Origin of the sequence: Corynebacterium sanguinis (assembly GCF_007641235.1) — a bacterium.
In the GTDB taxonomy this organism is placed as follows: Bacteria; Actinomycetota; Actinomycetes; order Mycobacteriales; family Mycobacteriaceae; genus Corynebacterium; species Corynebacterium sanguinis.
This window is the reverse complement of record NZ_CP038157.1, coordinates 632,401-659,000: the sequence shown is the minus strand read 5'-3', so window position 1 is coordinate 659,000 and position 26,600 is coordinate 632,401. Positions and strand designations below refer to the sequence as shown.

Here is a 26,600-nt window from a genome sequence, read left to right as displayed (position 1 = left end):
TTACTCGAGTGCCAACTTAGAGCCAAAACGCCAGCTCGGACGTTTTAGGCGCGCCGCTCGGTAATGCGGATCAGCGCGGCGGAAGGGCGGCAGAAGATGCGCACCGGGGCGTACTTCGAGGTGCCGAGCCCGCCTGTGACCTCCATCCACATCGACCCGTAGCGGTGCAGCCCGGAGGCACGCTCCCTGTCAATGTCGGAGTTGGCCACGATCACGCGCTCGCCGGGCAGGCAGATCTGGCCGCCGTGGGTGTGGCCCGCCAACGCTAGGTCGTAGCCGTCGGCCTCGAACGCGGAGAGCACGCGCCGGTAGGGGGCGTGCAGCAAGCCGATGGCCAGATCGGCGTCCGCGTTCGGGGCTCCGGCGATCTCTTCGTAGCGGTCGAGGTCGTGGTGCGGGTCGTCGACGCCGGCGAGCGCGAGCTTGACCCCGGAGGCCTTGAACTCCAGGCGCTGGTGCGTGGCGTCGCGCCAGCCGCGTTCCACGAATGCAGCGCGCATGCCCTCCCAGGGCAGGTCCACGTATGAGGGCTCGCGCTTGGCGTTAACGAGATACTTCAGCGGGTTGACCGGCCGCGGCGCCCAGTAGTCGTTGGTGCCGAAGACGAACGCGCCGGGGCGGTTGAGCAGCGGCTCGAGGGCGTCGAGGACGTAAGGCACCCCGCGCAGGTCCGAGAGGTTATCGCCGGTGTTGATCACGAGGTCCGGCTGTAGGGCGTCGAGGGCGCGGACCCACGCGATCTTGGTGTCTTGTCCCGGGATCATGTGCAGATCGGAGATGTGCAGGACCTTAAACGCGTCCGCGCCGCGCAGCGTGCCTGGTGGGAGCAGGGGCAGCTCGTAGGTTTTGAGCTGGAAGTTGGTCAACTCGGAGATGCCGAACGCGAGCGTCGTCAAGCCAGCTGCTGTTCCAGTTGCGAGGGTGGCCGCAAGAATATGTCGAAGCTTCATCCCACCCAAGGTTACAGGTCGCGTAACCTTAAATTCATGAGTGAGCTGAAAGACAAAATTCGCGCCGACCTGAAAGAGGCCATGAAGGCCAGGGAGAAGGAGCGCACGGGCACGATCCGCATGCTGCTGGCCGCGATCCAGGCCGCAGAGACCGAGGGCACCAAGCACGAGGTTGGTGACGACGAGATCATCGCGATCATCGCCCGCGAGATCAAGAAGCGGCGCGAGTCCGCGGAGATTTACCGCACCAACGACCGCGCGGACCTCGCCGACACCGAGCTTGCCGAGGTTGATGTGCTCGAGGGCTACCAGCCGAAGCAGCTTGACGACGCCGAGCTTAACGCCCTAGTCGACGAGGCGATTGCCGAGACCGGCGCGGACTCCATGGCCCAGATGGGTGCCGTGATGAAGGCGGCGACGGCCAAGGCCGCCGGCCGCGCCGACGGAAAGCGCCTCTCCGCCGCGGTCAAAGACCGTCTGGGCAGCTAAAGGGGACTAGCCGAAGATCTCGTTGAGTTGGCTGCGGGCGTCGTCAATCTGGCGCTGCAGCTCCTCGAGCTCCGGCGAGGGCCGCGACGGCGCACGCGGCGGGGTCGGCTCGGTCCGCGACTCCGTCTGACGCGGTGCGGAGCCATCGGATACGTTGAGCTTGACCAGAGACCCCGGGGCGAGGTTCGGGTCCATCGGCTCTGCGGCGATAACAGTGCCGCGCGGCGCGCCGTCGCCGAAGACGGTCTGCAGAACTACGCGCAGGCCCTGCTCCTCGAGCCTGGAGCGCGCAGCCTCCGTGTCCATCCCCACGACCGAATCAAGTGCCGCCTGGCGCGTGCCGCGTTCGTACACCGCGCTCGACTCGGGTAGGCCAGCGTTCCGCGCCCCCGGCACGCCGTTTGCCATGCGGAACCAAGCATCGGCGGCCTCGTTGCCGCCAAACAAGGTGCCCTCAGAGCACTGGCGCACAGGACTGGTGCACAGCGGGGTGGTCTGCGTCCCGTCATTGTAAATGTAGGGGGCGCCCGCCAACGCCCGGTTGAACCCGAAGAACGCCGAGGACTGGTGCGATTCGGTCGTACCCGTCTTCGCGGCGACCGGAGCGTCCCACCCAGCCGCTGCGGCGGCGCGTTTCGCCGTTCCGGACTTGATGTCTTCCGACATGCCCTGCGCCAAGGCGGCGGCGACTTCCTTGTCCACGGCCTGCTCGCAGGCGGGGCGGTCGATGTAGACCTCTTGGCCGAATCTGTCCGTCACCTTTGCGATCGGGTTCGGCTCGCACCAGCGCCCGTTAGAGGCCAGGGTTGCGCCGACGTTGGACAGCTCCAGCGCGTTGACCGCGAGCGGGCCGAGGACAAACGAGCCCATGTTGCCCTCGGCGGCGGCCTGCTCAATCGAGCGCTCGCCGTCGTAGGTGCCGTCGGCGGCATAAGACCGCAGCCCGAGGCGGACGGCCATGTCTACCGTGGGCTCCACGCCGACCTTTTGGATGAGCTCAATGAAGGTGGTGTTGGGCGACTGCGCGAGGGCGTCGCGAAGCGAGAGCTTGGGCGCGTACGTGCCGGCGTTTTCGACGCAGTAAGCACCGGGTGGGCAGTTGTCGGCGCCGCCGGCGCCCATGCCGTAAACGACGGAGCGCTCCGGGGTATCTAGCATGGTGTCCAGGCCCATTCCCTGCTCAAGGGCGGCACCGGCGGCGAAGATCTTGAACACTGAGCCGGCACCGTTGCCCACCAGGGACGACGGCTGCGGCATGATCGTCTGGTTCGCTTCCAAGTCGAGCCCGTAGAAGCGTGACGACGCCATCGCGGCGATGTCGCGCGAATCCTCGCCCGGGCGCACGACGTTGAGGACACCGGCAACGCCGGGGGTGGACGGGTCAACACTGCTGCGAATCGCGTTGACCGCGCTCATTTGAACCGTCGGGTCGAGGGTGGTCGTAATCGTGTACGCACCCTTTTCCAACTCCTCCTGAGGCAGGCCCTTGCTGGCCAGGTAGGTCAGGGCGTAATCGCACATGAACCCGTTGTCGCCGGCCGCAAGGCAGCCGTCGGGAAGCAAAATGGGCTGCGGGAGGGTATCCAGCGGCTCGGCGGACAGGGCGTCGGCCTCCTCCTGCGTGATCGACCCGTAGGCGGCCATGTTGTTGAGCACCGTGTTGCGGCGCTCGATCGCGCCCTCGGGGTTGGTGTACGGGTTGAGGTATTCGACGGACTGCAGCAGGCCGATCAGCAGTGCGGCCTGCTTGGGGCCCAGGTCGCGCGCGGGCACGTCGAAATAGGTGCGCGAGGCCGCTTCGATGCCAAACGAGTGGTTGCCGAAGGATACGAGGTTGAGGTAGCGGGCGAGAATCGTGTCCTTGTCCAGCGTCTTGTCCAGGTCCGAGGCCATGCGCATCTCGCGCAGCTTGCGGGGGATGGACTGCTCGGTGGCGGCGATGGCATCCTCGGCGGATTCGGCGTCGACAAGCCACAGGTAGTTCTTTACGTACTGCTGGTTGATGGTGGACGCGCCCTGCTCCACCCCGCCGGCGAGCAGGTTGGTCACCATCGCGCGGGCGAAGCCCTGCATGTCCACCCCGTCGTGCTGGTAGAAGCGCCGGTCCTCGGTGGAGACGAGGGCGTCCTTGGCGTACTGGGAAATTTCCTCGCTGGGCACCTCGTAGCGGCGCTGGTTGAACAGCCACGCCATCGGCTGGCCGTTGACGTCGGTGATCGTAGTCACGCCGGGGACGTGGCCGTCGGTGAGGTCGGAGAGGTTCGTCTGCATTGTCTGCGATGTGCGCGCGACAGCGACACCGCCGAGCCCCGCGATGGGGGCGAGGGCGGCCGCGATGACGAGGCCCGCCGCGAGTATGGCGACGAGCAGTTTTCCGAGCGAAGAGAGAGCTGACACCCCCTTACCCTAAACCACCGCGACGCGTGGGGGAACTCGCAATCCCCCCAATCCGTGTGACTCATTCGACAATTCGGCGAAGGTGTGAATACACTTACAGACACCAGTTAGTTCGGTTAAGAAAACCATTCTCGCATCGAAGGACCTCGAAGGAGACGCCATGACGGCAACGTTGGGCCGAGAAGCCCTCCAAGCGGCATCCGTGCCGCACCGCACCGCTACTACAGGGACGTCGAGGAATTACGATTCAAACGGCCAGCTTGTGTTCGACCGTGGCGAATGGGTCACCCTGGCGACGTGCCGTTCCGGCGACCCCGATGCGTTGTTCGTCCGTGGCGCTGAGCAGCGCAAAGCGGCCGCGATTTGCCGTCGCTGCCCGGTGCAGATGGAGTGCCTCGCAGACGCGCTGGACAACCGCATCGAGTTCGGCGTATGGGGCGGGCTCACCGAACGCCAGCGCCGCGCCGTGCTGCGCCAAAACAAGCACGTCACCGACTGGGTGGAGCACCTCGCCTCCGGCAGCGAGGTCGCGGGGCTCTAAGCCGGCGCGTTCACGGTAGAATCGCCCCATGACTAAATGGGAATACGCCACCGTGCCGCTTCTGACCCACGCCACCAAGCAGATCCTGGATACCTGGGGCGAGGACGGCTGGGAACTCGTCACCGTCACTCCCGGCCCGACGCCGGAGAACCTCGTCGCCTACATGAAGCGCGAGGTCTAGGCCGTGGCTGCGTCGTTCACCGAGAAGCTGTCCGCCCTCGGCCTCGAGCTGCCTGAGGCCGTCGCGCCTCTTGCCGCCTACGTCCCCGCCACCCGCGTGGGAAACCAGGTGTGGACCTCGGGGCAGCTGCCGCTTATCGACGGCTCCCTGCCAACAACAGGCAAGGTCGGAGCCGAGGTTTCGGAGGATGAGGGCTACGAGCTGGCGCGCCGCGCTTGCCTCAACGCGCTTGCCGCGATCGACGCGCTGGTCGGGCTCGACAACGTTACCCGCGTGCTCAAGGTCGTAGGCTTCGTCGCCTCCGCGCCGGACTTCACCGGCCAGCCGAAGGTAATCAACGGTGTCAGCGAGCTCATCGGGGAGGTCTTCGGCGATGCCAGTGCCCACGCCCGCTCCGCGGTCGGCGTCGCCGTGCTGCCGCTGGACTCGCCCGTTGAGGTGGAGATCATCGTCGAGGTAGCGGACGCGGCTGCATAACAGCTGTAGTCTTAGACGTATGCAGCATCCCGCTTACAGCCAACTGCGGCCGGTTACCCCTTCTGCTTCCGTCGTGCTCTGCCCGAACCCGAGCTACGCGGCGTTGGAGGGCACAAACTCCTGGGTTGTCAGGGTGCCCGAGGACGAGTTCAGCATCGTCGTCGACCCGGGGCCCGAGGACGAGGGCCACCTCAACGTGCTCAGCGCGAAGGGCGAGAAGGTGGCGCTGATCCTGCTCACCCACCGCCACCACGACCACGCGGACGGCGCGCAGCGCTTCCGCCAGCTCACCGGCGCGCCAATCCGCGCCGTTGACCCGCAGTACTGTGCGGGCGCCGAGCCGCTTGTCGACGGCGAAGTGATCTCCATCGACGGCATCTCCCCACAATTGAAGGTCGTGGCCACCCCGGGCCACACCCGCGATTCGGTGAGCTTCTTCGTCTACTCGGCAGCGGCCGGCGAATCTGAGCTCGAGGGCATTATCACCGGAGATACGATCGCGGGTCGCCACACCACGATGATTTCCGAAACCGACGGAGACCTCGGTGACTACCTCGATTCCCTGACCCTGCTGGAGGAGCAGGGCGAGGGCGTGCGCTTGCTGCCCGGCCATGGCCCAGAGGGCGATGACGTTTCGGAGTTCGCGCGCAAGTACCTAGAGCGCCGCACCCAGCGCCTCGAGCAGATCCGCGAGGTGATCCGTGAGCATGGGGTGGACGCGGACATTAACACCTTCGTCGACGCGATCTACGACGACGTCGACCCGGTCCTGCGCGGCGCCGCCGAGCAGTCCACCCGCGTCGCGCTGCGCTACATCCGCAACCAGGGCTAACTCGGGGGCTAGCGCGCGCGCCGGGCGAGGTGCTCGGTGTCGACAATGAGCACGCTCTTGCCCTCCAAGCGGATCCACCCGCGGTGCGCGAAGGTGGCCAGCGCCTTGTTTACCGTCTCGCGCGACGCTCCGACAAGCTGCGCGATCTCCTCTTGGGTCAGGTCGTGGTTGACCCGCAGCGCGCCACCCTCCTGGGTGCCGAAGCGGTTGGCCAGCTGCAGCAGCGTCTTGGCGACGCGGCCCGGAACGTCGGTGAAGATTAGGTCCGCCAGGGAGGCGTTGGTGCGGCGCAGCCTGCGCGCGAGCACCCGCAGGAGCTGCTGGGAGATGTCCGGGTAGTCGCTGATCCACTTCTTCAACGACTCGGAGTTCATCGTCGCGGCCGAAACCTCGGTGACGCACACGGCGGAGGAGGTGCGCGGGCCCGGGTCGAAGATGGACAGCTCGCCGAACATGTCGGACGGGCCCATCACAGACAGAAGGTTCTCGCGGCCGTCGGAGGCGTGGCGCGCGAGCTTCACCTTGCCCTCAATGATGATGTAGAGCCGGTCGCCGGGTTCACCCTCATCGAAGATCGTGGTGCCACGCGGGAAGTGGACGCTTTCCATCTCCCCGATCAGCGCCGTCACGGCATCCGGCTCGACACCCTGAAAAATCCCCGCGCGCGCGAGAATGTCGTGGTCGCCCTGCATGTATGCCTCCTTAGCTCAACGGCGCTATTCCACCCGTTAGGGTATCACTGCCGTGGGAGGTTCGTCACAAAAGGGCGAAATTGTGGCCAGTTACGAAAACAGGCTGGATTCCAGCTTTTCCATGCCGGCGGCGAAGAGGCCGAGAATCACGGGGGCTAGGGCTACGAGGACAACTGTCATGGGTGAGATTCTACCGGCCTGATTGCAGCGGTCACTATAGTTGCGCCTATGACTGGACCCACCGGCTCTTCTCACACGGCAGCGTCGCTGACTCCCCAGAGGCACCGCCGGCCCGGTTCCCACCCGGCGGCCAAGGGCGAGGAGACAGCCATCGGGCGCACCCGCCGCGCGCGCCGCATCAACCGCACGCTCGCGGCGGTGTTCCCCGACGCGCACGCGGAGCTCGACTTCACCAACCCGCTGGAGCTGCTCGTCGCCACCGTGCTCAGTGCCCAAACCACCGACGTGCGCGTCAACCAGGTCACCCCTGCGCTTTTCGCCCGCTTTCCGACGCCCTCCGCATACGCCTCGGCAAAACAGGAGGAGGTAGAGGAGATCATCCGTCCCACCGGCTTCTACCGCGCGAAGGCGGCAAACCTCATCGGGTTGGGCCGCACGCTGGTCACCGACTTCGGTGGCGAGGTCCCGACCGCACTCGAGGACCTGGTCAGCCTGCCGGGGGTGGGCCGGAAAACGGCGCACGTTGTGCGCGGCAACGCCTTCGACATGCCCGGACTGACCGTGGACACGCACTTCCAGCGGCTCGTCCACCGGCTCAAGCTCACCGAGGAAAAAGACCCGGTGGCCATCGAGCACGCGATCGCCGCGATTATTGAGAAGAAAGAGTGGACGATGTTTTCGCACCGGATCATCTTCCACGGCAGGCGCGTGTGCCACGCCCGCACCCCCGCCTGCGGAGCGTGCCCGCTGGCGTTCGACTGCCCCAGCTTCGGGGAGGGGCCGACCGACCCGGCCCAGGCCGCGGCGAAGGTGACCGGCCCCGAGCGCGACCACATCCTCGCCTTTGTGGGCAGCGGCGAAGGAGAAGCACATGAATAGGACAGCAGTACTGGGTGTGGCCGCCGCGGTGGTGGCGACCATCGTCGTGCTGGCCGGGGCCCTGGTCCTGCTGCGCCCGACCCCGGGCGGTTCTCAGGGGCAGGGGACGCCGGTGGAGGCGTCGACAAGCAGCGCGGCGGCGGTTCCCGCGCGGCCCGATTGCCCCGGGCGCGAGGTCGGCGGGGTGGCGCTTGATTGCCTCGGCGGCGGGTATGTCGATCCCGCCAGCGACGTCACTGTGGTCAACGTCTGGGCGTGGTGGTGCGAGCCGTGCCGCGAGGAGCTGCCGGTGATCGAGCAGTTCGCCGCCGAAAACCCGCAGTTCAGCGTGGTCGGCGTGCACGCTGATGCGGCCGCCGCGAACGGTGCGGCGATGCTCAACGAGCTCGGTGTCGGGCTGCCGAGCTACCAGGACAGTGACAACACTTTAGCGGGCACCCTGGGGCTGCCCGGGGTGATCCCGCTGACCGTGGTGTTTCGCGGTGATGAGCAGCTCGCCGTGTTCCCGAAGGTGTTCGGCAGCGCCGCCGAGCTCGACGCCGCTGTGACAGGGGTGCTCTAAGTGGCAGACGTTGCACTCGCGCCTGAGCTCGCGCCGGGCTGGCTGACCTCGATGATCGCCGGGATGGAGACGTCGCAACGCTCCAAGCGGGCGCAGGAGCTGCTGTCGGGCCGCACCGTGCAGCGCCCCGAGCGCGACGACGCCGCCGTGCTCATGCTGCTGACCGGCGCTAACGCCGCCGAGGCGGAGATCTTAATCACGCACCGCACGCCGACGATGCGCAGCCACTCCGGGCAGATGGCGTTTCCCGGCGGGCGTATCGACGACACCGACCTCGGGCCCGTCGACGCCGCGCTGCGCGAGGCGTGGGAGGAAACGGGCCTGGAGCGCGAGCGCGTCACGCCGCTGGCCGTGATGCCCTCGCTGACCACCGCCGGAGGGCGCCGCCGCGCGGTACGCCCCGTGCTCGCCTACTCGGCCGACCCGGGAAGCCCGTACGTGGCCAGCCCGGTGGAAACGGACGACGTTTTCTTCGCCCCGGTCACGGAGCTCCTCGCCCCCGAAAACCGCCTGGACGTCGGCTTTTTCGGGTTCACCGGGCCGGCGTTTTGGGTCAACGACTACCTCGTCTGGGGCTTTACGGGCGTGCTTCTCGACGTCCTCTTCGACGCTGCCGGATGGGCCACACCCTACGACCCCACGGTCGTGCCGCTGCGCCGGGCGCTGAAGCGTTCGCGCAACGGGGAGCGCCACTTTTAGCCCCACCCGGAGTAACATCAACTCGCACGAAGTAGGCCCGTACCGAAAAACCGAGGGAGAACCGACGCGTTGGACGCCGCTGTCATCGTCGATGTAATCCTTGTTGCCGTGATCATCGCCGCGTTCGTCAGCGGCTGGCGCCAAGGCGCGCTCAGGGCGGTGTTGTCGATGGTGGGTGTCGTCGCCGGGCTGATCGTCGGCCTGGCCATCGCGCCGCTGCTGGTCAACCTCGCCGAAACCCGGGCGGTCAAGCTCGTGATTCTGCTCGCCGTGGTGGTGCTGTTTGTGGGCATGGGCAACATGGTCGGCCTCGTCGTCGGCTCCAGGGTGCGCGAGCGGGCCCGGTTCCGCTCCACCCACGTGCTCGATTCGGTGGTGGGGTCGGTGTTCCAGGCGCTGGTGGTGGCGCTGGTCACCTGGTTCATCTCGATTCCCCTGGCCACGTCGGTCCCAGGCGCCGTCGGCGACGGCATCCGCAACTCCGCCGTCCTCGGCGCGATCGACTCGGCCGCACCCGCCGGGCTGGAGTCGCTTCCCGGGCGGCTCGCGGCGCTGCTCAACGATTCGGGCCTGCCGCCGCTGGTCTCACCCTTTGCCACGCCCGGCGGCCAGCAGGTCGACGCCCCCGACGCGGCAGCGGTCGACCCGGAGGTGGTCGACCGCGTCAGCCCGAGCGTGGTGCACGTTATGGGTGACGCCGGGGTGTGCGGGCGCAAGCTGATGGGCTCCGGCTTCGTGGCCGCCGAGGACTATGTGATCACCAACGCCCATGTGGTGGCGGGCACCGAAGCCGTCAACCTAGACACTGTGTTGGGCGTGAAACCTGCCGAGGTCGTTTACTACCGCCCGGACGTGGACATTGCGGTGCTGTACAGCGAGAGGCTGGGCCTCGACCCCATCCCGCTGGCGCAGGAAGGCCTGGCCCGCGGTGACAACGCGGTGGTGATGGGCTACCCGCGTTCCGGGCCGTTCGAGGCCGCTCCGGCGCGCGTGCGCAGCCGGATCAACATCTCGGGCCCGGACATTTACTCCACCGGGCGCTTTGAGCGCGAGGCGTACACCCTGCGCGGCAACGTCAGGCAGGGCAACTCGGGCGGGCCGCTTCTCACACCCGAGGGCGAGGTCGCGGGCGTGATCTTCGGCGCCTCCGTCGACTCCAGCGACACCGGCTACGCGCTCACCCTTGACCAGGTGCTCAGCGCGGTGGGCCCCCTGCAGTCACATACCACGCCGGCCGACACGCAAAGCTGCGTGGTCGGTTAGCCCGCCGGCGAACTCAGCGATCGCGTCGACGAACGCCCCTGGGTTCTCGATGTGCGGCAGGTTCTTCGCGCCCGGGAGGGTGAGCGTGCGGTAGTCGCCGGTGACGCGGTCGCGCTGGCGCGCGGCGAGGCGCCGCCACAGGCTTTGGTTGGGGTGGATTAACAGGGTCGGCGCACTCACGCTCGCCCGCCGGGGCGTTGAGCTGGTGAGAAGGCGGGAGTTGTGGACGCTATGGATGAAAGCGTTGTCGATCGCGGCGGCGGTGCGTCGTAAAGCAAGCACCTCGGCGAAGCGGTCGCTGCGCTGGAACGAGGCCGTGGTGTTGATGGCCAGGTTGGCGCGGTAGGCACGCGCGCGGGCGCGGGCGAAGCGCTCGAGCAGGCGCGAGGGCAGGTGGGCGAGCGCACTGCGGCCGAGCATGGGCATGAAATCCCACGGCCGCGAGGCCATCGCCGCGCGCAGGTCCGCCGGGTGCGATGCGGAAACGGACACCAGCCCCGCGACCGTTTCCGGGTGTGTGGCAGCGCTCACCCAGGCGACCGCGCCCCCCGTGTCGACGCCGACGAGCACGGCGCGTTTATGCCCGAGGGTGGCTATCGCGCCCTTGACGTCGCCGACGGCGAGCAGCATGTCGCTGCCGGGCCGGGGCGGGGGCTTGTCCGACATGCCGTAGCCGCGCATGTCCAGCGCGGCGACGTGAAAGCCCCGCTGCGCGAGCGGGGCAACAACGTCGGAAAAATCGAACCACCCACCGAACGTGCCGTGGAGCAGCACGATCAGCGGGCAGTCCGCGTCGCCCGCGGTCACCGCGTGGAGGCGGGTGCCGCGGGTGTGGAGCATGCGGTGGGTGAAATCGCCCTCAAGCTCGACTACCGACGGGGGGAGTCGGCGTCCGGGGGTGGCCACCGCGTTACTACGCTCGAGCTAGTCGACGTTCGCGACGGTGGAGCCGCCGCGCGGCGGGACGGGGCGACCGGTCGGCGCGGGTCCGCCGGTGTAGAGGGCGCTGTCGTCCTCGGCGAGGTTCTTCTTCGCCTGGCCCGGGACGAGGTTCTTCAGCTCGTTAACCGACTCAATGGTGCGCTCGGGGGACTTGATCTTCTTGAACTTGCGCAGACCGACGAAGGCGAGGATGCCGGCGACGGCGAGCATGACAAGGAAGACGATGAGGAAGGCTGCCCACCACGGCACCCACAGCTGGAGCAGCGCGGCGAGGAAGAAGAAGAAAAAGAAGGTGGAGTAAAGCGCGATGACGCCGGCGCCGGCGAAGAGGCCGCCGCCGATGGCGCCCTTCTTTACCTCGCCGATGACCTCGGTCTTGGCAAGCTCGATCTCGTTGCGCACCAGGCGGGAAACCTGCTCGGTGGCGTTGGAGACCAGATCACCAATGGAGTCCTGTCCCGGCTGCGTGACGTCGGTGTCGCGCAGCGGGATGGAGTCCACCTTCGCGGAGATGGCTGTCGAACCGTTCGTGTAGAGACCCTTATTGCTCACGTTGAATACCTTCCTCGGTGGCGCTAGCCAAGTTTTTCATTAGAACATACCCAATCCTAGAGGATTATGTGTTGTTACTGTCCTTCATGATGCGCTGGGCGACCCACACGCCCGCCGCGGCGAGGGCCGTGACTCCAGCGAGCACGCCTGCGCCAATGCCGAACTCGCGCGCGTTGGGCATCTGGATCAGCGGCACGGGGTGCTTGAAAATGCGCACCTCCCACCCGTTGTCCTGGGCGTGTTTGCGCAGCGCGCGGTCCGGGTTGACCGCCACGGCGTGGCCCACCATCTCCAGCATCGGGATGTCGGTGGCGGAGTCGGAGTAGGCGTAGCAGAGCTCGAGGTCGTAGCTGTGGGAGTCGGCGAATTCGGCCACCGCCTCGGCCTTGGCGTCGCCTTTGAGGAAGCGGGTGATGTTGCCGGTGAGTTTGCCGTCGACAATCTCAAGCTCGGTGGCGACGATCATGTCCACCCCGAGCTCGCGCGCGATCGGCTCGACGAGGATGTCGGCCGAGGCGGAAATGATGATGATGTCGCGGCCGTGGCGCTTGTGGTAATCGATCAGCTCGCGGGCCTCGGCGTAGATCGCGGGCGTGACCACGCTGCGCATCGTCTCGGTGGTGATGCGGTTGATGTCCTCGACCGACCAGCCGGCGACGAGCTGGGAGAGGTAGTCCCGCGTCGAGTCCATTTGCTCGCTGGAGTGCCCGGTAAGCATGTAGGAGGCCTTGGTCATGTAGATCTCCACGGCCTCTTGGCGCGAGATCAGCCCGTTGTTGAGGAACTCCTTGCCAAAAGCAAACGCAGACGAGGTCGCGATGATGGTCTTGTCCAGGTCGAAGAAGGCGGCGGTCCGCGGTGTCGCGGCGCCCGCGCTTCCTCCGCTTAAACCATCGCGGCACTCGTCGCCAGTCATGCCCTACATTGTAGCCCCGCGCCGCGTGTGCCGAGGTAGAAAGCTACTTCGAAAAAGTTTACGAAAATTTGCGCCGAGGTGCTTGCAACTTGTTCGGGGTGTGTGTCATAATCATTCCTGCGAGGCCCCGATATACAGTGTGGCCTGCCCCGGTCCACCCCCCGAGACCGGGTTACTGACGGCCCGCGCACACCCCCCCGAGGCGCGGGCCGTCTCTTATGTCCTCAGCCGCGCGGGGTTATCCACAGCGAAGTGCGTGAAGCGTCACCCAGTCACGATGGTTATCCACAGGTTTGCGCGGGTGGTCTTGTGCAGGTCAAGCGCGTGCGCAACAGTCGGAGCTATGCCGCAGCCAACACCCATCCTCATCGCGATTGACGACGCCGCCACGCACTCCGAAGCCGTCCACCTCGCTGCCGCCTCGGGCCGCGCACTTATCGACGCCACCGCCTCGCCCGCCGCGCTCGAGCGCCACCTCGACTCGGCCTTCGCCGTGCTTATCGACGCCCCCCAGCACCTCACCGAGCTCTCGCGCACCCCACACCGGGCAGGGATCTTCGTCGTCGGACCCGACGTGGGCGCCGTCGCGGAAGCGCACGCCGCCTACCCCGCGGCCGAGGCCGCCTTCGTCCTGCCGGCCCAGGCCGCAGAGCTTTTGCGTGCCCTCGGGGCGCTCGAGCGCACCCCGCGCTTGCGCCGCGTGGAGGGCAAGGTCATCGCCGTAATCGGCGCGGCCGGAGGGGTGGGGGCGTCGACGCTGTGCGCGTCGATAAGCCGCGCGGCGGCGCGCGAGAGCGAACCCACTGTGATCGACGCCCACCGCTACTCCGGCGGCTTCGACCTGCTCGTCGGCATTGAGGAGCGTGGTGGCGCGCGGTGGGGCGAGATCTCGTTCGGGGAGGGCAGTGTCGAGCGCGGTGACGTGCGGCGCGCGCTGCCGAGCACCCCTGACGGGATCGCGGTGCTGACCTGCTCGCGTACCACGATCGCCGACCCCTTCGTGCTCGACCCATTGATGCTCGAGCGCACCGTGGCGGCGCTGGGCTCCGCGGGGCTTACCGTGGTGGATTGCCCCGTGGGGCTCGTGCCGCAGCGCTGCGACCTAGCGCTCGTGGTCACCCCCGGCGAGGTGCGCGCGGCGGCCGCGGCCGCGCGGATCTGCGCCGAGCTCGCCGCGAACAGCATCGGGTGCGCGATCGTGGCGCGGCGGCGCTCCTGGACGGGGCTGTCGGCGCGCGAGATCGAGCGCGTGACCAAGCTCGACGTCATCGCGGACGTGCCCGAAGTCGCCGGGCTGACCCGCAAGGTCGAAACCGCAGGCCTGCCGCTGCGCCTGCCCCGCCCGCTCGCACGCGCCGCCGCGAAGGTGATCGCGGAGGTCGGGGTATGAGCGCGCGGGCGACGGAGGAGATCATCACCCGCGTCAAGCGCCGGCTCGCCGCCGAGGCCGACGTCGACCCGGCGCGCCTGTCGGCCCTGATCCGCGAGGAATCGGCCGTGCTCAGCGACGTCGACGTCCTCACCATCATGCGCAGGCTGCGCGACGACACCACCGGCGCCGGGCCGCTGGAGCAGCTCCTGGCAGATCCGACGGTAACCGACATCTGCGTCAACGGCCCGCACGGCGTCTACGTCGATCGCGGCAGCGGGCTCGAGGCCACCCCGGTGCGCTTTGCCGCGGACGCGGACGTGCGCCGCCTCGCCTCCCGCCTCGCCGCTGGTTGCGGGCGCAGGCTTGACGACGCCCACCCGTTCTGCGACGGCCACCTCACCCGCGACAACGGCACCCTCCTGCGCTTCCACGCGGTCCTGCACCCCACCGCGCACGTCGGCACGTGCATTTCGCTGCGCGTGCTGCGCTCCACCACGGCCACGCTCGACGACCTCGCCGCGCGCGGGGCCTTCGACGCCGAGCGCGGCGCGGCGCTGCGCCGCATTGTGCGCGACCGGCGCGCGTTTTTGGTGCTTGGCGGCACGGGCGCCGGCAAGACAACGCTTCTGTCCGCCATGCTGGCAGAGGTCGACGCCACCGAGCGCATCGTGGTTATCGAGGACACCTTGGAGCTCACGCCGAGCCACCCGCACGTGCTCAACCTGACGTCGCGGGGCGCCAACGCTGAGGGCGCCGGTGAGATCACGTTGTCCGACCTGTTGCGGCAGTCCCTGCGGATGCGCCCGGACCGGATCGTCGTTGGCGAGATCCGCGGCGCTGAGGTGGTTGACCTGCTCGCCGCGCTGAACACGGGCCACGACGGCGGCGCCGGCACCCTGCACGCGAACTCGATCCACGAGGTGCCCGCGCGCATGGAGGCGCTCGCCGCGCTAGGCGGGCTCGACCGGCCAAGCCTGCACTCCCAGCTCGCGGCGGCCGTCGAGGTGATCCTCGTGGTCAAGCGGCGCCCCGACGGCTCCCGCGTGCTGCACCAGCTCGGGGTGCTCGAGGGCAACCCGGTGCGCGCGAAGGTGCTGTGGGACTCAGTTGCGGGCGAGGCGGACGGTTACCGGGAGGTGTTCGGGCCATGAACGTAACCGCAGCGCTTCTCGTCAGCGCCGTGATCGCGAGCCGCCCGCCTCGCCCGGCCGCGCGTCTCGACGGGGCGGCGACCCGCGCGCGGATCCACCCCGCCGCCCTGCCCGTGGCGGTGTTCGCGGCCACCCTCGCCGTCATCATGGCGGAGCGGTTCTCGCTGGTTATCGCCGTCTCGATTGCCGCGGCGACGCTGTGGCGGGTGCTCAGCGCGCGGCAGCGGGCGCGTTGGGCGGGGCGTCGACAAGCAATAGTGGCGCTGTTTTTGGGCCACGTTGTCACCAACGTGCAGGCCGGGTCCACCCTCGAGGCCGCCTGCAGCCGCGCCGCAGACCACCTGCCGGAGGACTGCCCGGCGCCCCTGGCCAACAACGTGCGCCAGCTTGTCGCCGCCGCGCGTACCGGCACCGCCCCGCACGACGTGTTCGCCACCGCGCCGGCACCGGAGCTTGCCGACGTCGCCGCATTGTGGTCGCTCGCGATCCACCGGGGCCTGCCTGTCGCCGACCTGCTAGCGCGCGCCCGCGAGCGCATCGACACCGCCCAGCGCCACCGGGCGGCGACCGAGGCGGCGCTCGCGGGCCCGAAAACCACCGCCGCCGTCTTATCGCTGCTCCCGCTCGCCGGGGTGGCGATGGGGTCGGCGATGGGGGCCAACCCGCTCGGCCTGCTGCTCGGCGGCGGTCTCGGCGGGTGGCTGCTCGTCGGCGGGACCGCGCTGATCAGCGCCGGGTTTCTCACCTGCCAGCACATCATCGCGAGGGCCGCCGCATGACCGTCCTCGCCGCACTACTCATCGCCGGCGCCCTGTGCGCCTCCCCGCCGCGCCCCGCGCAGCGCCTCCACCCGGGTGACGGCGACCGCGTCCCGAAAACACCCCGCGACGGGCCGCGCACCGCCCGCTCGCCGACGTTCGACCGGCACCGAGTCGCCTCGGACATCTCGCTGTTCGCCGCGTGTTTTAGCGCCGGCCTGCCCGTCAGCGCGGCGGCGGCAGCGGTCGCCGACTCCTACGGCCCCGACAGCCCGGAGCCGCTCGCGCAGCAGTGGCGCACCGTCGCGGCTCTGTCCGTGCTCGGCGTCGAGCCGGACAAGGCGTGGGCCGACTTCCACCGCGTGCCTGGCGGCGCCGAACTGGCCAGTCTCGTCGGGCTGTCGCACTCCTCCGGTACCGCCGTCGCCGCTGGCTGCGAGCGCATCGCCTCGCGCCTGCGCGACGCGGCCGCCGATGACGCGACAGCCAGAGCCGAACGCGCGGGCGTGCTCATCAGCATCCCGCTTACCGCATTTTTCCTACCCGCCTTCTTCGTCCTCGGACTCATCCCCACGGCAATCAGCCTGGGGACCCACCTCACTCAAGGAGTACAACCATGAACCGTCTTGCAGCATCACTTTTCACCCACATCCACACGAAACTGTCCAATGACAAGGGCATGAGCACCATCGAGTACGCCTTTGGCAGCCTCGCGGCCGCAGCCCTCGCCGGTGTTCTATACATGGTGGTCAACGGCAACGGTGTGACCTCGGCCATCGAGCGCGTCATCACCGACGCACTCAGTAACACCCCGGGCTAGGACTGCGCCCATGCTTTCCGACGACCGCGGCTCCGTCACCGTCGAAGCCGCACTCTCGCTCGCGGTGCTGGTGACGCTCGCGGCCGCGATTGTCGCAGGCATTGCCACCCTGGCCGCCTACATCTCCGCCGTCGACATTGCGGGCGCGGCGGCGCGCTCCCACGCCATCGGGGTCGATTTCACCCCGGGGCGCGGCACCGTCGAGGTGCACGAATCGGCGGGATTGGTGCACGTTACCGCGGTGGTCGACGCCCCGCTTACCCCGATGTCGGCCACGGCGACGTTCCCGGTGGAGTTCCGGTGAAGGCCCGGCGCCTCGCTGGCGACGAGGGCTACGCCACGGTCACCTCCGCCGGGATCATCGCCGCCGTGACCAGTCTTATGGTCCTCGTCGTGGGTGTCGGCGCGCGCGTTGCGGACAGCCACCGCGCCCAGCTCGCCGCTGACCTCGCCGCCACGGCGGGCGCGACCGCCCACTACAGCGGGGTCGACGCCTGCCGGGTGGCGGCGGAGACGGCAGCGCACAACTCCGCGCGCCTGCGCACGTGCGAGCTTATCGACGGCGACGTGACTGTCAACGTCAGCGTGTCCATGGCCACGGCGACGGCCCGCGCCGGGCCGCTATAGCGCCGACATGGTCACCAGCGCGCCGAGCAGCTTGATCGCCGCGGCCTTGTCCAGCGGCTGGTTGCCGTTGCCGCACTTCGGCGACTGCACGCAGGAGGGGCAGCCGGTGTCGCAGCCACAGGCGCGCACCGCCTCGTAGGTGGCGGTGATCCACTCGTGGAAGCGGGTGAAGCCTTCGTCGGCAAACCCGGCCCCGCCGGGGTGTCCGTCGTAGACGAACACCGTCGGCAAAAGGGTGTCCTGGTGCAAGGCGGTGGACACGCCGCCGATGTCCCACCGGTCGCAGGTCGCCAGCAGGGGCAACAGCCCGATCGCCGCGTGTTCCGCGGCGTGCAGCGCCCCGGGGATCTCAGCGGGGGTGATGCCGAGCTTGTCCAACACCAGCGGGTCGATGGTGTAGGCGACCGCGCGGGTGATCAGGCGCTGCTCGGGCAAATCGAGCGGGATGTGTTCGGAGACCGTGCCATCCGACAGGCGCACCACGTAGCCGGTGACGCGGTCAACCACCTCGACGTCAACGCTGGCCAGCCACAACCCCGGCGAGAGCTGGCGCGGCTCGCTGGCCTGTGCCAGGATGCTGATCTCCGTGGTTGAGCGCGCGTGGGTGGAGTAGTCCGGCGTGGCCGGGGAGGCCAGCGCGACGTAATCGTGCAGGTCGAGGGTGTCGATGACGTAGTACTCGCCCTGGTGGATGTACACCGCCCCGTCGTGGACCTGGCTCATTGCGCGCGATGCGTCAATGGTGCCCAGCAGGCGGCCGTCGGAGGTATCGACGATCATCACCTGCTCCCCGGCGCCACCGCGCAGGCTCACCGCGGCGTGCGCGGTCTCCGGGCTGAGCTCACCCTCGAGCCGCGGCACCGCGAACCACCCGGAATTTCTACGGCGCAACAAGCCGGCCGCGACGAGCTCGTTGACGACACCGGCGGCGTCGAACTCCTCAACGTCGGCCTCGGTCAACGGCTTTTCCACGGCGGCGCAGTAAACGTGGTCGCGCAGGATGAAGGGGTTAGCGGGGTTGAACACGCTGTTTTCCACGGGCCTGCCCAGCAGCGCGGCCGGGTGGTTGACCAGGTAGGTGTCCATCGGCTCGTCGCGGGCGATCATCACCACCGCCGCCGACTGCCCGCGGCGCCCCGCGCGGCCCGCCTGCTGCCGGAAGGAAGCGACAGTGCCGGGAAAACCGGCCATGACCACGGCGTCGAGCCCGCCGACGTCGATACCCAGCTCGAGCGCGTTCGTGGTGGCCACGCCGAGCAAGTCCCCGTTGTCCAGCGCCCGTTCGAGCGCGCGGCGGTCCTCGGCAAGGTAGCCCGCGCGATACGACGCGATGCGCTCGGCGAAGTCTGCGCGGCCCGCGACCACCAGGTCTTCGGCCGTGCGCATGGCGACGAGCTCCGCGGCGCGCCGGGAGCGCACGAAGGTAAGCGTCCGCGCGCCCTGCTCAACCAGGGTGGCCATCACGCCCGCGGCCTCGGTGGTGGCGGCGCGGCGCACGTTGTCCTCGATAAACCCCGGCTCCCACAAGATCAGCGTTTTGTCGCCGGTGGGTGCACCGTCGTCCGTCACGGCCGTGACCTCGCGACCGCACAAACGCCCCGCCTGGCCAGCGGGATCCGCGGTTGTGGCCGAGGCGAAGATCAGCGTCGGGGAGCTACCGTAGGCACGGCACATCCGCAGCAGCCGGCGCAGCACGAGCGAGACGTGCGCGCCGAACACCCCGCGGTAGGTGTGGCACTCGTCGACGACGATAAAACGCAGGTGACGCAGCAGGCGCGCCCACCTGACGTGGTTCGACAGGATGCCCGCGTGCAGCATGTCGGGGTTGGTGAACACGAAGCGGGTCTGCTCGCGGATCCCGGAGCGCGCCTCGACGGGAGTGTCCCCGTCATAGGGGGCGGGGTTGACGCCGCGCAGGCCCGGCACCTCGCGCACCAGCCTGGAGGCGGACTGCAGCTGGTCGGAGCCGAGCGCCTTCGTCGGTGTGAGGTACATCGCGCAGGCCTGCGGGTCGGCGGCCAGCGTGGTCAGGACGGGGAGCTGGTAGCATAGCGATTTGCCTGACGACGTCCCCGTGGCGACGACGACATCGCGGCCCGCAAACGCCAGGTCCGCGGCCTCGCGTTGATGGGAATAGAGGTGCGTTATGGAGGCGTCGATAAGCGAGCTCTTAAGCTCGGGCGCAACCCAGCGCGGCCACGGCGCAGTGCGCGCTAAGGAGGCGGGGACCTGCTCGACGTGGGTGATGGTGGCGGACGGAAAACGCTCGCGGAGCTGGGCGAGGATCTCGGCGCCGAAGGAAAGAGACATCGGGGCAAAAGAGTACGCCACAACATTCGACGGGGCGAACAATTCATGGCATAATGGTTGTTGGTCGCAGATTCTGTGCGCGCCTAGCTAGGTGCTCGCGAGTGTTTGTACGCGGGCACCAGGTCCATTCTTGGCCTGGTGGTTCCTCGACCGAGTTTCAACCACAATTTTTTGAAAGGCACATCAATGGCTACCGGAACTGTCAAATGGTTCAACGCTGAAAAGGGCTTCGGCTTCATCGCTCCCGACGACGGCTCTGCCGACGTCTTCGTTCACTACTCCGAGATCCAGGGCAACGGCTTCCGTACCCTCGAGGAGAACCAGCAGGTCGAGTTCGAGATCGGCGACGGCGCCAAGGGCCCGCAGGCCCAGGCTGTTCGCCCGCTCTAAGCGCTAGGCGCCTCTAACCCCCTCCGCGTGAGGGGGTTTTGCATGTCAGAGCTTGGACACCCCGCGGCGCACGTCCAGCCACTCGAACAGGCGCACCTGGAGCTTCTGGATACCGAAGCCGACGAGCGAGCCGAGGGTCACGCCTACGATCAAGGCCAGCAGCGGCCAGTCGGCGAACAGGGAACCGCCCAGGTAGCCCACGCCGACGCTGAGCAGGGCCCAGATGATCACGCCGATGGTGTCGTAGAAGAAGAAGGCGAACCAGTTGTAGCCCACCGAGCCGAGCACAATGGTGGCCACCCAGCGCGCCCAGGGAATAAACCGCGCGACGATGATCGTGGCGCCGGCGCGGCGCTTCATGTTCCTGCGTACCCACGTGATCGCGGTGCCGGCCTTCGAGTCTGGGTCGAGGCGGTTGACCACTTTGATCAGACGACTGCCGAGCAGGAAGCAGATGTTATCGCCGATGATCGCGCCGATGATCGCGGCGATGATCACCCCCATGGGGTTGGGCACGCCCACGGAGGCGGAAAACGCGCCCGCGAGGTTGAGCACCGTCTCCGAGGGGATGATCGGCGCGAGCGCGTCGCCGATGATAAGGAGCGTGACCAGCGGATAAAAGATGGGCATCTGCATCAGGTTCTCGAGGAAGCTGATGAGGGAATCGATCACCGGGGTTCTCCTTGTCGTACGCGTTCACGCTGCGGGCTCGGCGCAACTTCCCAGCGATTCTAGTGCTCCGAGTTTCCGTGCGCCTGGGAGGTTGCACCGAAGTCCCAATTTCTCTGATACAACTAAGAGAGTTTTACTCCTGCACCCGGCGCGGCCTGCCCGCCAACTCGCAAGAGACGTAATTAATAAGGTGTAGGTCGAGAAAGTGAGGTGTCACCCAGCGTGGCGGATAACGGTAAGACCCTCGTCATCGTCGAGTCGGCGACGAAGGCCAAGAAGATCCAGAAGTACCTGGGCAACGATTTCATCGTCGAAGCCTCCGTGGGCCACATCCGTGATCTCCCCGGCCGCGCGGCCGACATCCCGGCGAAGTACAAGAACGAGCCCTGGGCGAAGCTGGGCGTCAACCCGGAGGACGGGTTCGAGGCGATCTACGTGGTCAGCCCCGACAAGAAGAAGAAGGTCGCGGACCTCAAGGCCAAGCTGAAGGAGTCCGACAAGCTCCTGCTCGCCACAGACCCGGACCGTGAGGGCGAGGCGATTGCCTGGCACCTTTTGGAAACGCTCAAGCCGCAGGTCCCCGTCGAGCGCATGGTGTTTAACGAGATCACCGAGTCCGCGATCCGCGACGCGGCCGAGAACACCCGCGAGCTCGACCACAACCTGGTCGACGCCCAGGAGACCCGCCGTATCCTGGACCGCCTCTACGGTTACGAAGTCAGCCCGGTGCTGTGGAAAAAGGTCATGCCGCGCCTGTCGGCGGGGCGCGTGCAGTCGGTGGCGACCCGCGTCATCGTCGAGCGCGAGCGCGAGCGCATGGCGTTTATCTCCGCCGAGTACTGGGACCTCACCGCGACGCTGAAGGGCGCTAGCGAGTTCGACGCGAAGCTGGTGAGCGTCGATACGCGCCGTGTTGCTCAGGGCCGCGACTTCGACGACCGCGGCCGCGTGAAGTCCGCGGACGTGTACGTGGTTGACCAGGCCGCCGCCGAGGCGCTGGCCGAGGGGCTGGAAAACCGGGATATGAGCGTTGCGGACGTCGAGGAGAAGCCGTATTCGCGCAGGCCATACGCCCCGTTTATGACCTCGACGCTGCAGCAGGAGGCGGGCCGGAAGCTGCACTTCACCTCCGCCCGCACGATGCGTATCGCGCAGCGCCTGTACGAAAACGGCCACATCACCTACATGCGTACGGACTCCACCGCGCTGTCGGCCCAGGGCCTGGAAGCGGCGCGCACGGCCGCCACAGAGCTCTACGACGCGAACTACGTCACCGCGCAGCCGCGCACGTATGCGCGCAAGGCGAAGAACTCCCAGGAGGCGCACGAGGCGATTCGCCCTGCTGGCGAGCGCTTTTCCACCCCCGGGCAGCTGGCCAACTCGCTCGACGCCGAGGAGTTCAAGCTCTACGAGCTGATTTGGCAGCGCACCGTCGCCTCCCAGATGGAAGACGCCCGCGGCACCTCGATGAAGGTCACGGTCGCGGGCGAGGCGGCCACGGGCGAGAAGGTCGAGTTCGCCGCCACCGGCCGCACGATCACGTTCCCGGGCTGGTTGCGCGCCTACTCCGATACCCAGGACAACGAGACGCACCTGCCGCAGATGAGCAAGGGAGACGTCCTGTCCACGGTGAAGATCACTGCCGACGGCCACTCCACCAACCCGCCGGCGCGCTACAACGAGGCCAGCCTGGTCAAGAAGATGGAGGACCTCGGCATCGGGCGCCCGTCGACGTACGCCTCGATTATCAAGACCATTCAGGACCGCGGTTACGTGGTGGCCCGCGGCAACGCCTTGGTGCCTACGTGGGTGGCGTTTTCGGTCATCGGGCTGATGGAGAACAACTTCGACGCGCTGGTGGATTACGACTTCACCTCCTCGATGGAGGACGAGCTCGACGAGATCGCTCAGGGCAACGAGAACCGCACGCAGTGGCTCACCGGCTTCTACTTTGGCGATGCCTCCGCCGACGACAATATGGCCGACGCGATCGCCCGCCGCGGTGGCCTCAAGCACATCATTGAGGACAACCTCGAGTCCATCGACGCCCGCCAGGTCAACTCGCTGAAGCTTTTCGACGACTCCGAGGGACGCCCCATCAACGTTCGTGTCGGCAGGTACGGCCCGTACATCGAGCGGGAGGTGGGCACGACCGCCGACGGCGAGCCCGAGTACCAGCGCGCGAACCTGCCGGAGTCCGCCACCCCGGACGAGATCACCCTGGAGATGGCGGAGAAGCTGTTCGCGATTCCGCAGTCGGGCCGCGAGCTGGGTGTCAACCCCGGCAACGGCCGCACGGTGGTGGCCAAGGAGGGCCGTTACGGCCCGTACGTCACTGAGCTCGTGCGTGACGATGAGCGCGCGACCGCCGAAGCCAACGCCGAGGAGGTCGTGGCGCAGGAGCGGGCGGAGGAAGACGCGCAGCGCGCCGCGGAGGGAAAGCGGGCGAAGAACTGGGAGACCAAGACCGCTGCCGCGCAGAAGGAAAAGCGCATCAACACGCTCGTCGACGAGCAGCTCAAGCCCGCCACCGCGTCGCTGTTTTCCACCATGGAGCCCGCCGAGGTCACCCTCGAGCAGGCGTTGCAGCTGCTCAGCTTGCCGCGAGAGGTGGGCGTGGACCCGGCGGATGGGGAGATGATCACCGCCCAGAACGGCCGCTACGGCCCGTACCTGAAGAAGGGCAGCGACTCGCGCTCGCTGGCGAACGAGGAACAGATCTTCAGCATCACGCTGGAGGAGGCCCGCCGGATCTACGCCGAGCCGAAGCGCCGGGGCCGCGCCGCGGCGAAGCCCCCGCTGAAGATGCTGGGCGATAACGACGTTTCCGGCAAGCCGATGAGCATCAAGGACGGCCGCTTCGGCCCGTACGTCACCGACGGTGAAACCAACGCCTCGCTGCAGCGCGGCGACACCCCGGAAACCATGACGGACGAGCGCGCCAACGAGTTGCTGTCAGCGCGTCGAGCCCGCGAGGCGGACGAGGGGGCGGCGACCAAGACAACTGCCAAGAAGGCGGCCAAGAAGGCGGCCAAGAAGGCAGTGAAGAAGCCCGCGAAAACCACCAAGCGCGTAGTCAAGGCGAAGCGGAGGAGCTAGCTAGTACCTGTCCGCCAGCGTGGAGCGCACGGGGCGGGCAAGCTGCGTCATCTTGTTGCGCCCGCGCAGCTCGATCGACTTCATCAGCGTCCAGCGCTGCTGCTCAACCTCGTTGGCGGCGCGCAGGGTCGCGGCGTTGGTGAGCACGCGGCCCGGGGAGTTTTTGGCCAGGTCCGTTAGGCGCGCCGCGGCGTTTACGGCATCGCCGATGACGGTGTACTCAAACCGGTCGGAGCCGCCGATGTGGCCGGCGACGACGTGGCCGGAGGCCACCCCGATCCCGGCCTGGAGCTTGAGCCCGCGCAGTTCTTGGCGCAGTTCGCGCGCGGTTTGCAGGGCGTGGGAGGTGGCGTCGTGAAGCGCTGTGGGCGCGCCGTAGACCGCGAGCGCCGCGTCGCCCTGGAACTTGTTGATCACTCCCTTGTTGCGGTGCACGACCTCGACGACGATGGCGAAGAACTCGTTGAGCGCGGCGACGACCTCCTCGGGGGAGTGGTTCACGGCGAAGGTCGTAGAGCCGATGACGTCGATGAACACAACCGCGGCCTTGCGGTCCTCGCCTCCGAGCTCGGGTTTTTCCTCGAGCGCGCGTTGCGCGACCTCGGAACCGACGTAGTGGCCGAAGATGTCGCGCACCCGCTGGCGCTCGTTGAGCCCGCGCATCATTTCGTTGAAGCCGGCTTGCAGGACGCCGATCTCGGAGCCGTCGTAGATGTCAACCTGGGTGTCCGATTCGCCGCGGCGGACCCGGTTGATCGCCTCCTGGAGCTCCTTGATCGGGTCGACCACGCCCATGATGGCGAAGATGGTGCCGATGCTGCCGGTGGCGAGCGCGGTGAGCGAGAGTGCGGAGACGGCCGGCATGAGTTCACCGGGGGTGTTGGTGAAAAACCCGCTGCGCTGCGCCCACACCAACAGGAGGATTCCGATCAGCGGGATCGCGGTGGTGGTGAACCACGTCATGTACAGACGCGTCTTGATGGGCGGCTCGAGTGTGGAGTCCTCGAAGCGCCGCGCCAGCGCGGAGGCCGCGATGGGGCGCACCAGGCGCGCGGCCTGGACGTAGGTCAACAGGGCGACCACGAGGCAGGCCATGAGCGTGGAGATGAGAACCACGATGGTCAGGCGGGCGTCGATACGCGATGTGGCGATGGTGGCGATCGCGATGCCGATCAGCCACACCCCGACCACAATCACCGTCTGCAGCATCGGGATGCGCAAAACCAGGTTTCTGACCATGTTGGGGTCGTGGCCCTCCGGCGCGCGCTGCCACTCCAAGACGGGCCTGAACAGGAAGAACGTGACCACCACGCCCACTAAAACCGCGAACGCGACGTAAGCGATGCCCAGCACCCCGAGCCCGCCGCCGGTGATGGACAGCTGCTCGACCTCGGCCATGGGGATGAAGTAGCGGATGAACGTCATGATCGCGATCCCGCCGAGCACGTTGGTGCCCAGCACGGTCAGGGCGTACAGGGGCCACGATGTGCCCCAGAGCCACTTGAAGCCGCGCCAAATTCTGTCCACGTCGACCTACTTTAGTGGGATCGCTGTTGGCGGGGGGCAGGTAGTACTGTGGCAGTCGTGACTAGGGCAAGCGTGAGCGAGCGCCTCGCGGACATTCCCCGGGTGCGCGAGACGATCCTGCGCGCGGCCGAGGCGGCGCGCGGCGCGGGGGAGAGCTACGCCATGTCGCACGCCTGGCTGTTCACGGGTCCTCCCGGCGCGGGCCGCTCCACCACGGCTGTCGCCTTCGCCGCCGCGCTGGTGTGCACGGACCCCGATGTGGTCGGCTGCGGCCGCTGCGACAACTGCCGCGCCGTATTCGCCGGTGCCCACACCGATGTCGTGCACATCGTGCCCAAGGAGCTAGTGATTTCCGTGGAAACGGTGCGCGGGATCGTCAACCAGGCATCGCGCTTGCCGACGGTCGGCGCGTGGCGCGTCATCATCATCGACGAGGCAGATCGCTTCTCGACGGCCGCAGCCGACGCATTCCTCAAAACCGTCGAGGAACCCCCCGCGTCGACCGTGATCATCTTGTCGGCGCCATCGACCGACCCCGAGGACTTTTCCACTACGCTGCGCTCGCGCTGCCGCCACCTTTACGTCCCGGCGCCGTCGGAAAGTGAAATCGTGCGGTTGCTGACCCAGGAGGAGGGGGCGAGCGAGGAGGTCGCGCGCCTGGCTGCCGCGGCCTCGCTGCGCCACATCGGCCGGGCTCGCCGGCTCGTGCGCGAGTCCGGCGCGCAGACCCACCGCGCGCAGGTGATCAACCTGGCGGAGCTGGTCTTCCACGGCGATGCCGCGTTCAAGGCCGTGGGCGCACTGGTCGCCGCCGCCGATAAGGAGGCCGTCGCCGCGCACGCGGAGGCCGACAGCGAGGAACGCGCCGCTTTAGAACGCGCCCTCGGCATGGGCGCGAAAGGCAAAGGCGCGGCGAAAGCGCTGCGGGGGGGCGCCTCAAGCGTCAAGCAGCTGGAGACGCAGCAGAAAGCGCGCGGCACGCGGCGCACCCGCGACGTCCTCGATCTCGCACTGGTGGACCTGGCCGGCATCTACCGCGACGCGCTCGTCCTGGCCAGCGGCGCGCGGGTCGGGCTGACCCACCCCGACTTCGAGGGGCTGTCCCATGAAATCGCGGAACGGGTGAGTGTGGAGGGCCTCGTCGCCTGCCAGGATGCCATCGCGCGGTGCCGGCAGAGCCTAGACCAGAACGTCACTCCGGTGATTGCGTTCAACGGCATGATCGGCCGCATTCGCCAGGCCTGCAACGTGAAGTGACCTGCGGGTTTTCTGGGAAGGGCGACCTGGGTTAAGCTGTTGTACCGGTGCGACTGCTCCATGCA

28 protein-coding genes are annotated in these 26,600 nt (G+C 67.9%); 19 read left to right on the top strand and 9 right to left on the bottom strand.

Translation table 11 applies throughout. The features are described from left to right. Positions 1–44: 44 nt before the first annotated feature. Complete coding sequence (locus E3227_RS03285) at positions 45–950, bottom strand: metallophosphoesterase (RefSeq protein WP_144317521.1); 906 nt, start codon at positions 948–950, stop codon at positions 45–47. A gap of 36 nt (positions 951–986) precedes the next feature. Here E3227_RS03285 and E3227_RS03280 point away from each other — a divergent pair, with 36 nt between their 5' ends. Beyond that, entirely contained in the window at positions 987–1,439 is a 453-nt protein-coding gene (locus tag E3227_RS03280; protein WP_144317520.1) for a GatB/YqeY domain-containing protein, read from the top strand. A 6-nt stretch (positions 1,440–1,445) separates the two neighbouring features. On the opposite strand, the gene E3227_RS03275 is transcribed toward E3227_RS03280, so the two are convergent. Then, a complete protein-coding gene (locus E3227_RS03275; protein ID WP_144317519.1) occupies positions 1,446–3,836 on the bottom strand; it encodes a transglycosylase domain-containing protein in 2,391 nt (796 codons plus the stop codon). Between the two features lie 160 nt (positions 3,837–3,996). On the opposite strand from E3227_RS03275, the gene E3227_RS03270 reads away from it, so the two are divergent. From E3227_RS03270 to E3227_RS03255, 4 genes are read left to right on the top strand one after another with little or no spacing between them, the layout of a single operon-like run. Further along, positions 3,997–4,377: a WhiB family transcriptional regulator gene (locus E3227_RS03270; protein ID WP_144317518.1), complete on the top strand. Its 381-nt coding sequence runs from the start codon at positions 3,997–3,999 to the stop codon at positions 4,375–4,377. A gap of 28 nt (positions 4,378–4,405) precedes the next feature. After that, positions 4,406–4,558 (top strand): Sp36 family protein, encoded by a 153-nt coding sequence (sp36, locus tag E3227_RS03265; RefSeq protein ID WP_144317517.1) that lies wholly within the window; start codon positions 4,406–4,408, stop codon positions 4,556–4,558. Between the two features lie 3 nt (positions 4,559–4,561). Then, complete coding sequence (locus E3227_RS03260; protein ID WP_144317516.1) at positions 4,562–5,035, top strand: RidA family protein; 474 nt, start codon at positions 4,562–4,564, stop codon at positions 5,033–5,035. A gap of 19 nt (positions 5,036–5,054) precedes the next feature. Further along, on the top strand, positions 5,055–5,867 hold the full coding sequence (locus E3227_RS03255; protein WP_144317515.1) for an MBL fold metallo-hydrolase: 813 nt from the start codon (positions 5,055–5,057) through the stop codon (positions 5,865–5,867). Positions 5,868–5,875: 8 nt separating this feature from the next. Here E3227_RS03255 and glxR read toward each other — a convergent pair whose 3' ends face one another. Beyond that, on the bottom strand, positions 5,876–6,559 hold the full coding sequence (gene glxR / locus E3227_RS03250) for a CRP-like cAMP-activated global transcriptional regulator GlxR (protein WP_144317514.1): 684 nt from the start codon (positions 6,557–6,559) through the stop codon (positions 5,876–5,878). A gap of 228 nt (positions 6,560–6,787) precedes the next feature. Between glxR and nth the strand changes: the two genes are divergently transcribed. The 4 genes from nth to E3227_RS03230 all read left to right on the top strand — a co-directional run bounded on the left by nth (position 6,788) and on the right by E3227_RS03230 (position 10,142). Continuing rightward, entirely contained in the window at positions 6,788–7,618 is an 831-nt protein-coding gene (gene nth / locus E3227_RS03245) for an endonuclease III (RefSeq protein WP_144317513.1), read from the top strand. Next, positions 7,611–8,180, top strand: a complete 570-nt coding sequence (locus tag E3227_RS03240; RefSeq protein ID WP_170228618.1) for a TlpA family protein disulfide reductase — start codon at positions 7,611–7,613, stop codon at positions 8,178–8,180. The genes nth and E3227_RS03240 overlap by 8 nt, the downstream gene beginning before the upstream one ends. Beyond that, entirely contained in the window at positions 8,181–8,879 is a 699-nt protein-coding gene (locus E3227_RS03235) for an NUDIX hydrolase (RefSeq protein ID WP_144317512.1), read from the top strand. Between the two features lie 69 nt (positions 8,880–8,948). Next, positions 8,949–10,142, top strand: a complete 1,194-nt coding sequence (locus tag E3227_RS03230) for a MarP family serine protease (RefSeq protein ID WP_144317511.1) — start codon at positions 8,949–8,951, stop codon at positions 10,140–10,142. Here E3227_RS03230 and E3227_RS03225 read toward each other — a convergent pair. The 3 genes from E3227_RS03225 to E3227_RS03215 form a co-directional block, all read right to left on the bottom strand. Further along, positions 10,098–11,048 carry an alpha/beta fold hydrolase gene (locus E3227_RS03225; RefSeq protein WP_375542976.1) on the bottom strand — a complete coding sequence of 317 codons (951 nt, stop codon included), beginning with the start codon at positions 11,046–11,048 and terminating at the stop codon, positions 10,098–10,100. The genes E3227_RS03230 and E3227_RS03225 overlap by 45 nt on opposite strands. A gap of 18 nt (positions 11,049–11,066) precedes the next feature. Then, positions 11,067–11,636, bottom strand: coding sequence for a phage holin family protein (locus E3227_RS03220; protein ID WP_144317510.1), 570 nt, complete (start codon positions 11,634–11,636; stop codon positions 11,067–11,069). A 64-nt stretch (positions 11,637–11,700) separates the two neighbouring features. Beyond that, positions 11,701–12,552, bottom strand: a complete 852-nt coding sequence (locus tag E3227_RS03215) for an HAD family hydrolase (protein ID WP_136651398.1) — start codon at positions 12,550–12,552, stop codon at positions 11,701–11,703. Positions 12,553–12,895: 343 nt separating this feature from the next. Here E3227_RS03215 and ssd point away from each other — a divergent pair, with 343 nt between their 5' ends. Genes ssd through E3227_RS03180 form a run of 7 tightly spaced genes read left to right on the top strand, consistent with a single transcriptional unit; the run spans position 12,896 to position 17,280 of the window. Continuing rightward, positions 12,896–13,942 carry a septum site-determining protein Ssd gene (gene ssd, locus E3227_RS03210; protein ID WP_144317509.1) on the top strand — a complete coding sequence of 349 codons (1,047 nt, stop codon included), beginning with the start codon at positions 12,896–12,898 and terminating at the stop codon, positions 13,940–13,942. Further along, entirely contained in the window at positions 13,939–15,075 is a 1,137-nt protein-coding gene (locus E3227_RS03205; RefSeq protein WP_136653487.1) for a TadA family conjugal transfer-associated ATPase, read from the top strand. The genes ssd and E3227_RS03205 overlap by 4 nt, the downstream gene beginning before the upstream one ends. Continuing rightward, positions 15,072–15,854, top strand: coding sequence for a type II secretion system F family protein (locus E3227_RS03200; protein WP_144317508.1), 783 nt, complete (start codon positions 15,072–15,074; stop codon positions 15,852–15,854). The genes E3227_RS03205 and E3227_RS03200 overlap by 4 nt, the downstream gene beginning before the upstream one ends. Next, positions 15,851–16,453 (top strand): type II secretion system F family protein, encoded by a 603-nt coding sequence (locus tag E3227_RS03195; RefSeq protein ID WP_144317507.1) that lies wholly within the window; start codon positions 15,851–15,853, stop codon positions 16,451–16,453. The genes E3227_RS03200 and E3227_RS03195 overlap by 4 nt, the downstream gene beginning before the upstream one ends. Beyond that, entirely contained in the window at positions 16,450–16,653 is a 204-nt protein-coding gene (locus tag E3227_RS03190) for a DUF4244 domain-containing protein (protein ID WP_006839298.1), read from the top strand. The genes E3227_RS03195 and E3227_RS03190 overlap by 4 nt, the downstream gene beginning before the upstream one ends. A 10-nt stretch (positions 16,654–16,663) precedes the next feature. After that, on the top strand, positions 16,664–16,957 hold the full coding sequence (locus E3227_RS03185) for a hypothetical protein (RefSeq protein ID WP_006839299.1): 294 nt from the start codon (positions 16,664–16,666) through the stop codon (positions 16,955–16,957). Continuing rightward, positions 16,954–17,280: an Rv3654c family TadE-like protein gene (locus tag E3227_RS03180; protein ID WP_144317506.1), complete on the top strand. Its 327-nt coding sequence runs from the start codon at positions 16,954–16,956 to the stop codon at positions 17,278–17,280. Before E3227_RS03185 ends, E3227_RS03180 begins: the two co-directional genes overlap by 4 nt. Here the strand turns inward: E3227_RS03180 and E3227_RS03175 are convergent. After that, positions 17,275–19,590, bottom strand: a complete 2,316-nt coding sequence (locus E3227_RS03175; protein ID WP_144317505.1) for a DEAD/DEAH box helicase — start codon at positions 19,588–19,590, stop codon at positions 17,275–17,277. The two genes, E3227_RS03180 and E3227_RS03175, sit on opposite strands and share 6 nt — an antisense overlap. A 186-nt stretch (positions 19,591–19,776) precedes the next feature. On the opposite strand from E3227_RS03175, the gene E3227_RS03170 reads away from it, so the two are divergent. Beyond that, positions 19,777–19,980 carry a cold-shock protein gene (locus E3227_RS03170; protein ID WP_006839303.1) on the top strand — a complete coding sequence of 68 codons (204 nt, stop codon included), beginning with the start codon at positions 19,777–19,779 and terminating at the stop codon, positions 19,978–19,980. Positions 19,981–20,025: 45 nt separating this feature from the next. Here the strand turns inward: E3227_RS03170 and E3227_RS03165 are convergent, their stop codons facing one another. After that, entirely contained in the window at positions 20,026–20,652 is a 627-nt protein-coding gene (locus tag E3227_RS03165; protein WP_144317504.1) for a DedA family protein, read from the bottom strand. A 222-nt stretch (positions 20,653–20,874) separates the two neighbouring features. Between E3227_RS03165 and topA the strand changes: the two genes are divergently transcribed. Beyond that, positions 20,875–23,751, top strand: coding sequence for a type I DNA topoisomerase (gene topA, locus E3227_RS03160; RefSeq protein WP_144317503.1), 2,877 nt, complete (start codon positions 20,875–20,877; stop codon positions 23,749–23,751). Here the strand turns inward: topA and E3227_RS03155 are convergent, their stop codons facing one another. Then, on the bottom strand, positions 23,752–25,278 hold the full coding sequence (locus tag E3227_RS03155; protein ID WP_144317502.1) for an adenylate/guanylate cyclase domain-containing protein: 1,527 nt from the start codon (positions 25,276–25,278) through the stop codon (positions 23,752–23,754). Between the two features lie 57 nt (positions 25,279–25,335). Between E3227_RS03155 and E3227_RS03150 the strand changes: the two genes are divergently transcribed. Continuing rightward, entirely contained in the window at positions 25,336–26,535 is a 1,200-nt protein-coding gene (locus E3227_RS03150; RefSeq protein ID WP_144317501.1) for a DNA polymerase III subunit delta', read from the top strand. The last annotated feature ends 65 nt before the right edge of the window (positions 26,536–26,600 follow it).

Excerpts from the sequence above, each read along its gene's own strand:
- E3227_RS03285 (WP_144317521.1), bottom strand. The coding sequence starts at position 950 with ATGAAGCTTCGACATATTCTTGCGGCCACCCTCGCAACTGGAACAGCA.
- E3227_RS03280 (WP_144317520.1), top strand. The coding sequence starts at position 987 with ATGAGTGAGCTGAAAGACAAAATTCGCGCCGACCTGAAAGAGGCCATG.
- E3227_RS03270 (WP_144317518.1), top strand. The coding sequence starts at position 3,997 with ATGACGGCAACGTTGGGCCGAGAAGCCCTCCAAGCGGCATCCGTGCCG.
- sp36 (WP_144317517.1), top strand. The coding sequence starts at position 4,406 with ATGACTAAATGGGAATACGCCACCGTGCCGCTTCTGACCCACGCCACC.
- E3227_RS03255 (WP_144317515.1), top strand. The coding sequence starts at position 5,055 with ATGCAGCATCCCGCTTACAGCCAACTGCGGCCGGTTACCCCTTCTGCT.
- glxR (WP_144317514.1), bottom strand. The coding sequence starts at position 6,559 with ATGCAGGGCGACCACGACATTCTCGCGCGCGCGGGGATTTTTCAGGGT.
- nth (WP_144317513.1), top strand. The coding sequence starts at position 6,788 with ATGACTGGACCCACCGGCTCTTCTCACACGGCAGCGTCGCTGACTCCC.
- E3227_RS03240 (WP_170228618.1), top strand. The coding sequence starts at position 7,611 with ATGAATAGGACAGCAGTACTGGGTGTGGCCGCCGCGGTGGTGGCGACC.
- E3227_RS03215 (WP_136651398.1), bottom strand. The coding sequence starts at position 12,552 with ATGACTGGCGACGAGTGCCGCGATGGTTTAAGCGGAGGAAGCGCGGGC.
- ssd (WP_144317509.1), top strand. The coding sequence starts at position 12,896 with ATGCCGCAGCCAACACCCATCCTCATCGCGATTGACGACGCCGCCACG.
- E3227_RS03205 (WP_136653487.1), top strand. The coding sequence starts at position 13,939 with ATGAGCGCGCGGGCGACGGAGGAGATCATCACCCGCGTCAAGCGCCGG.
- E3227_RS03200 (WP_144317508.1), top strand. The coding sequence starts at position 15,072 with ATGAACGTAACCGCAGCGCTTCTCGTCAGCGCCGTGATCGCGAGCCGC.
- E3227_RS03195 (WP_144317507.1), top strand. The coding sequence starts at position 15,851 with ATGACCGTCCTCGCCGCACTACTCATCGCCGGCGCCCTGTGCGCCTCC.
- E3227_RS03190 (WP_006839298.1), top strand. The coding sequence starts at position 16,450 with ATGAACCGTCTTGCAGCATCACTTTTCACCCACATCCACACGAAACTG.
- E3227_RS03185 (WP_006839299.1), top strand. The coding sequence starts at position 16,664 with ATGCTTTCCGACGACCGCGGCTCCGTCACCGTCGAAGCCGCACTCTCG.
- E3227_RS03175 (WP_144317505.1), bottom strand. The coding sequence starts at position 19,590 with ATGTCTCTTTCCTTCGGCGCCGAGATCCTCGCCCAGCTCCGCGAGCGT.
- E3227_RS03170 (WP_006839303.1), top strand. The coding sequence starts at position 19,777 with ATGGCTACCGGAACTGTCAAATGGTTCAACGCTGAAAAGGGCTTCGGC.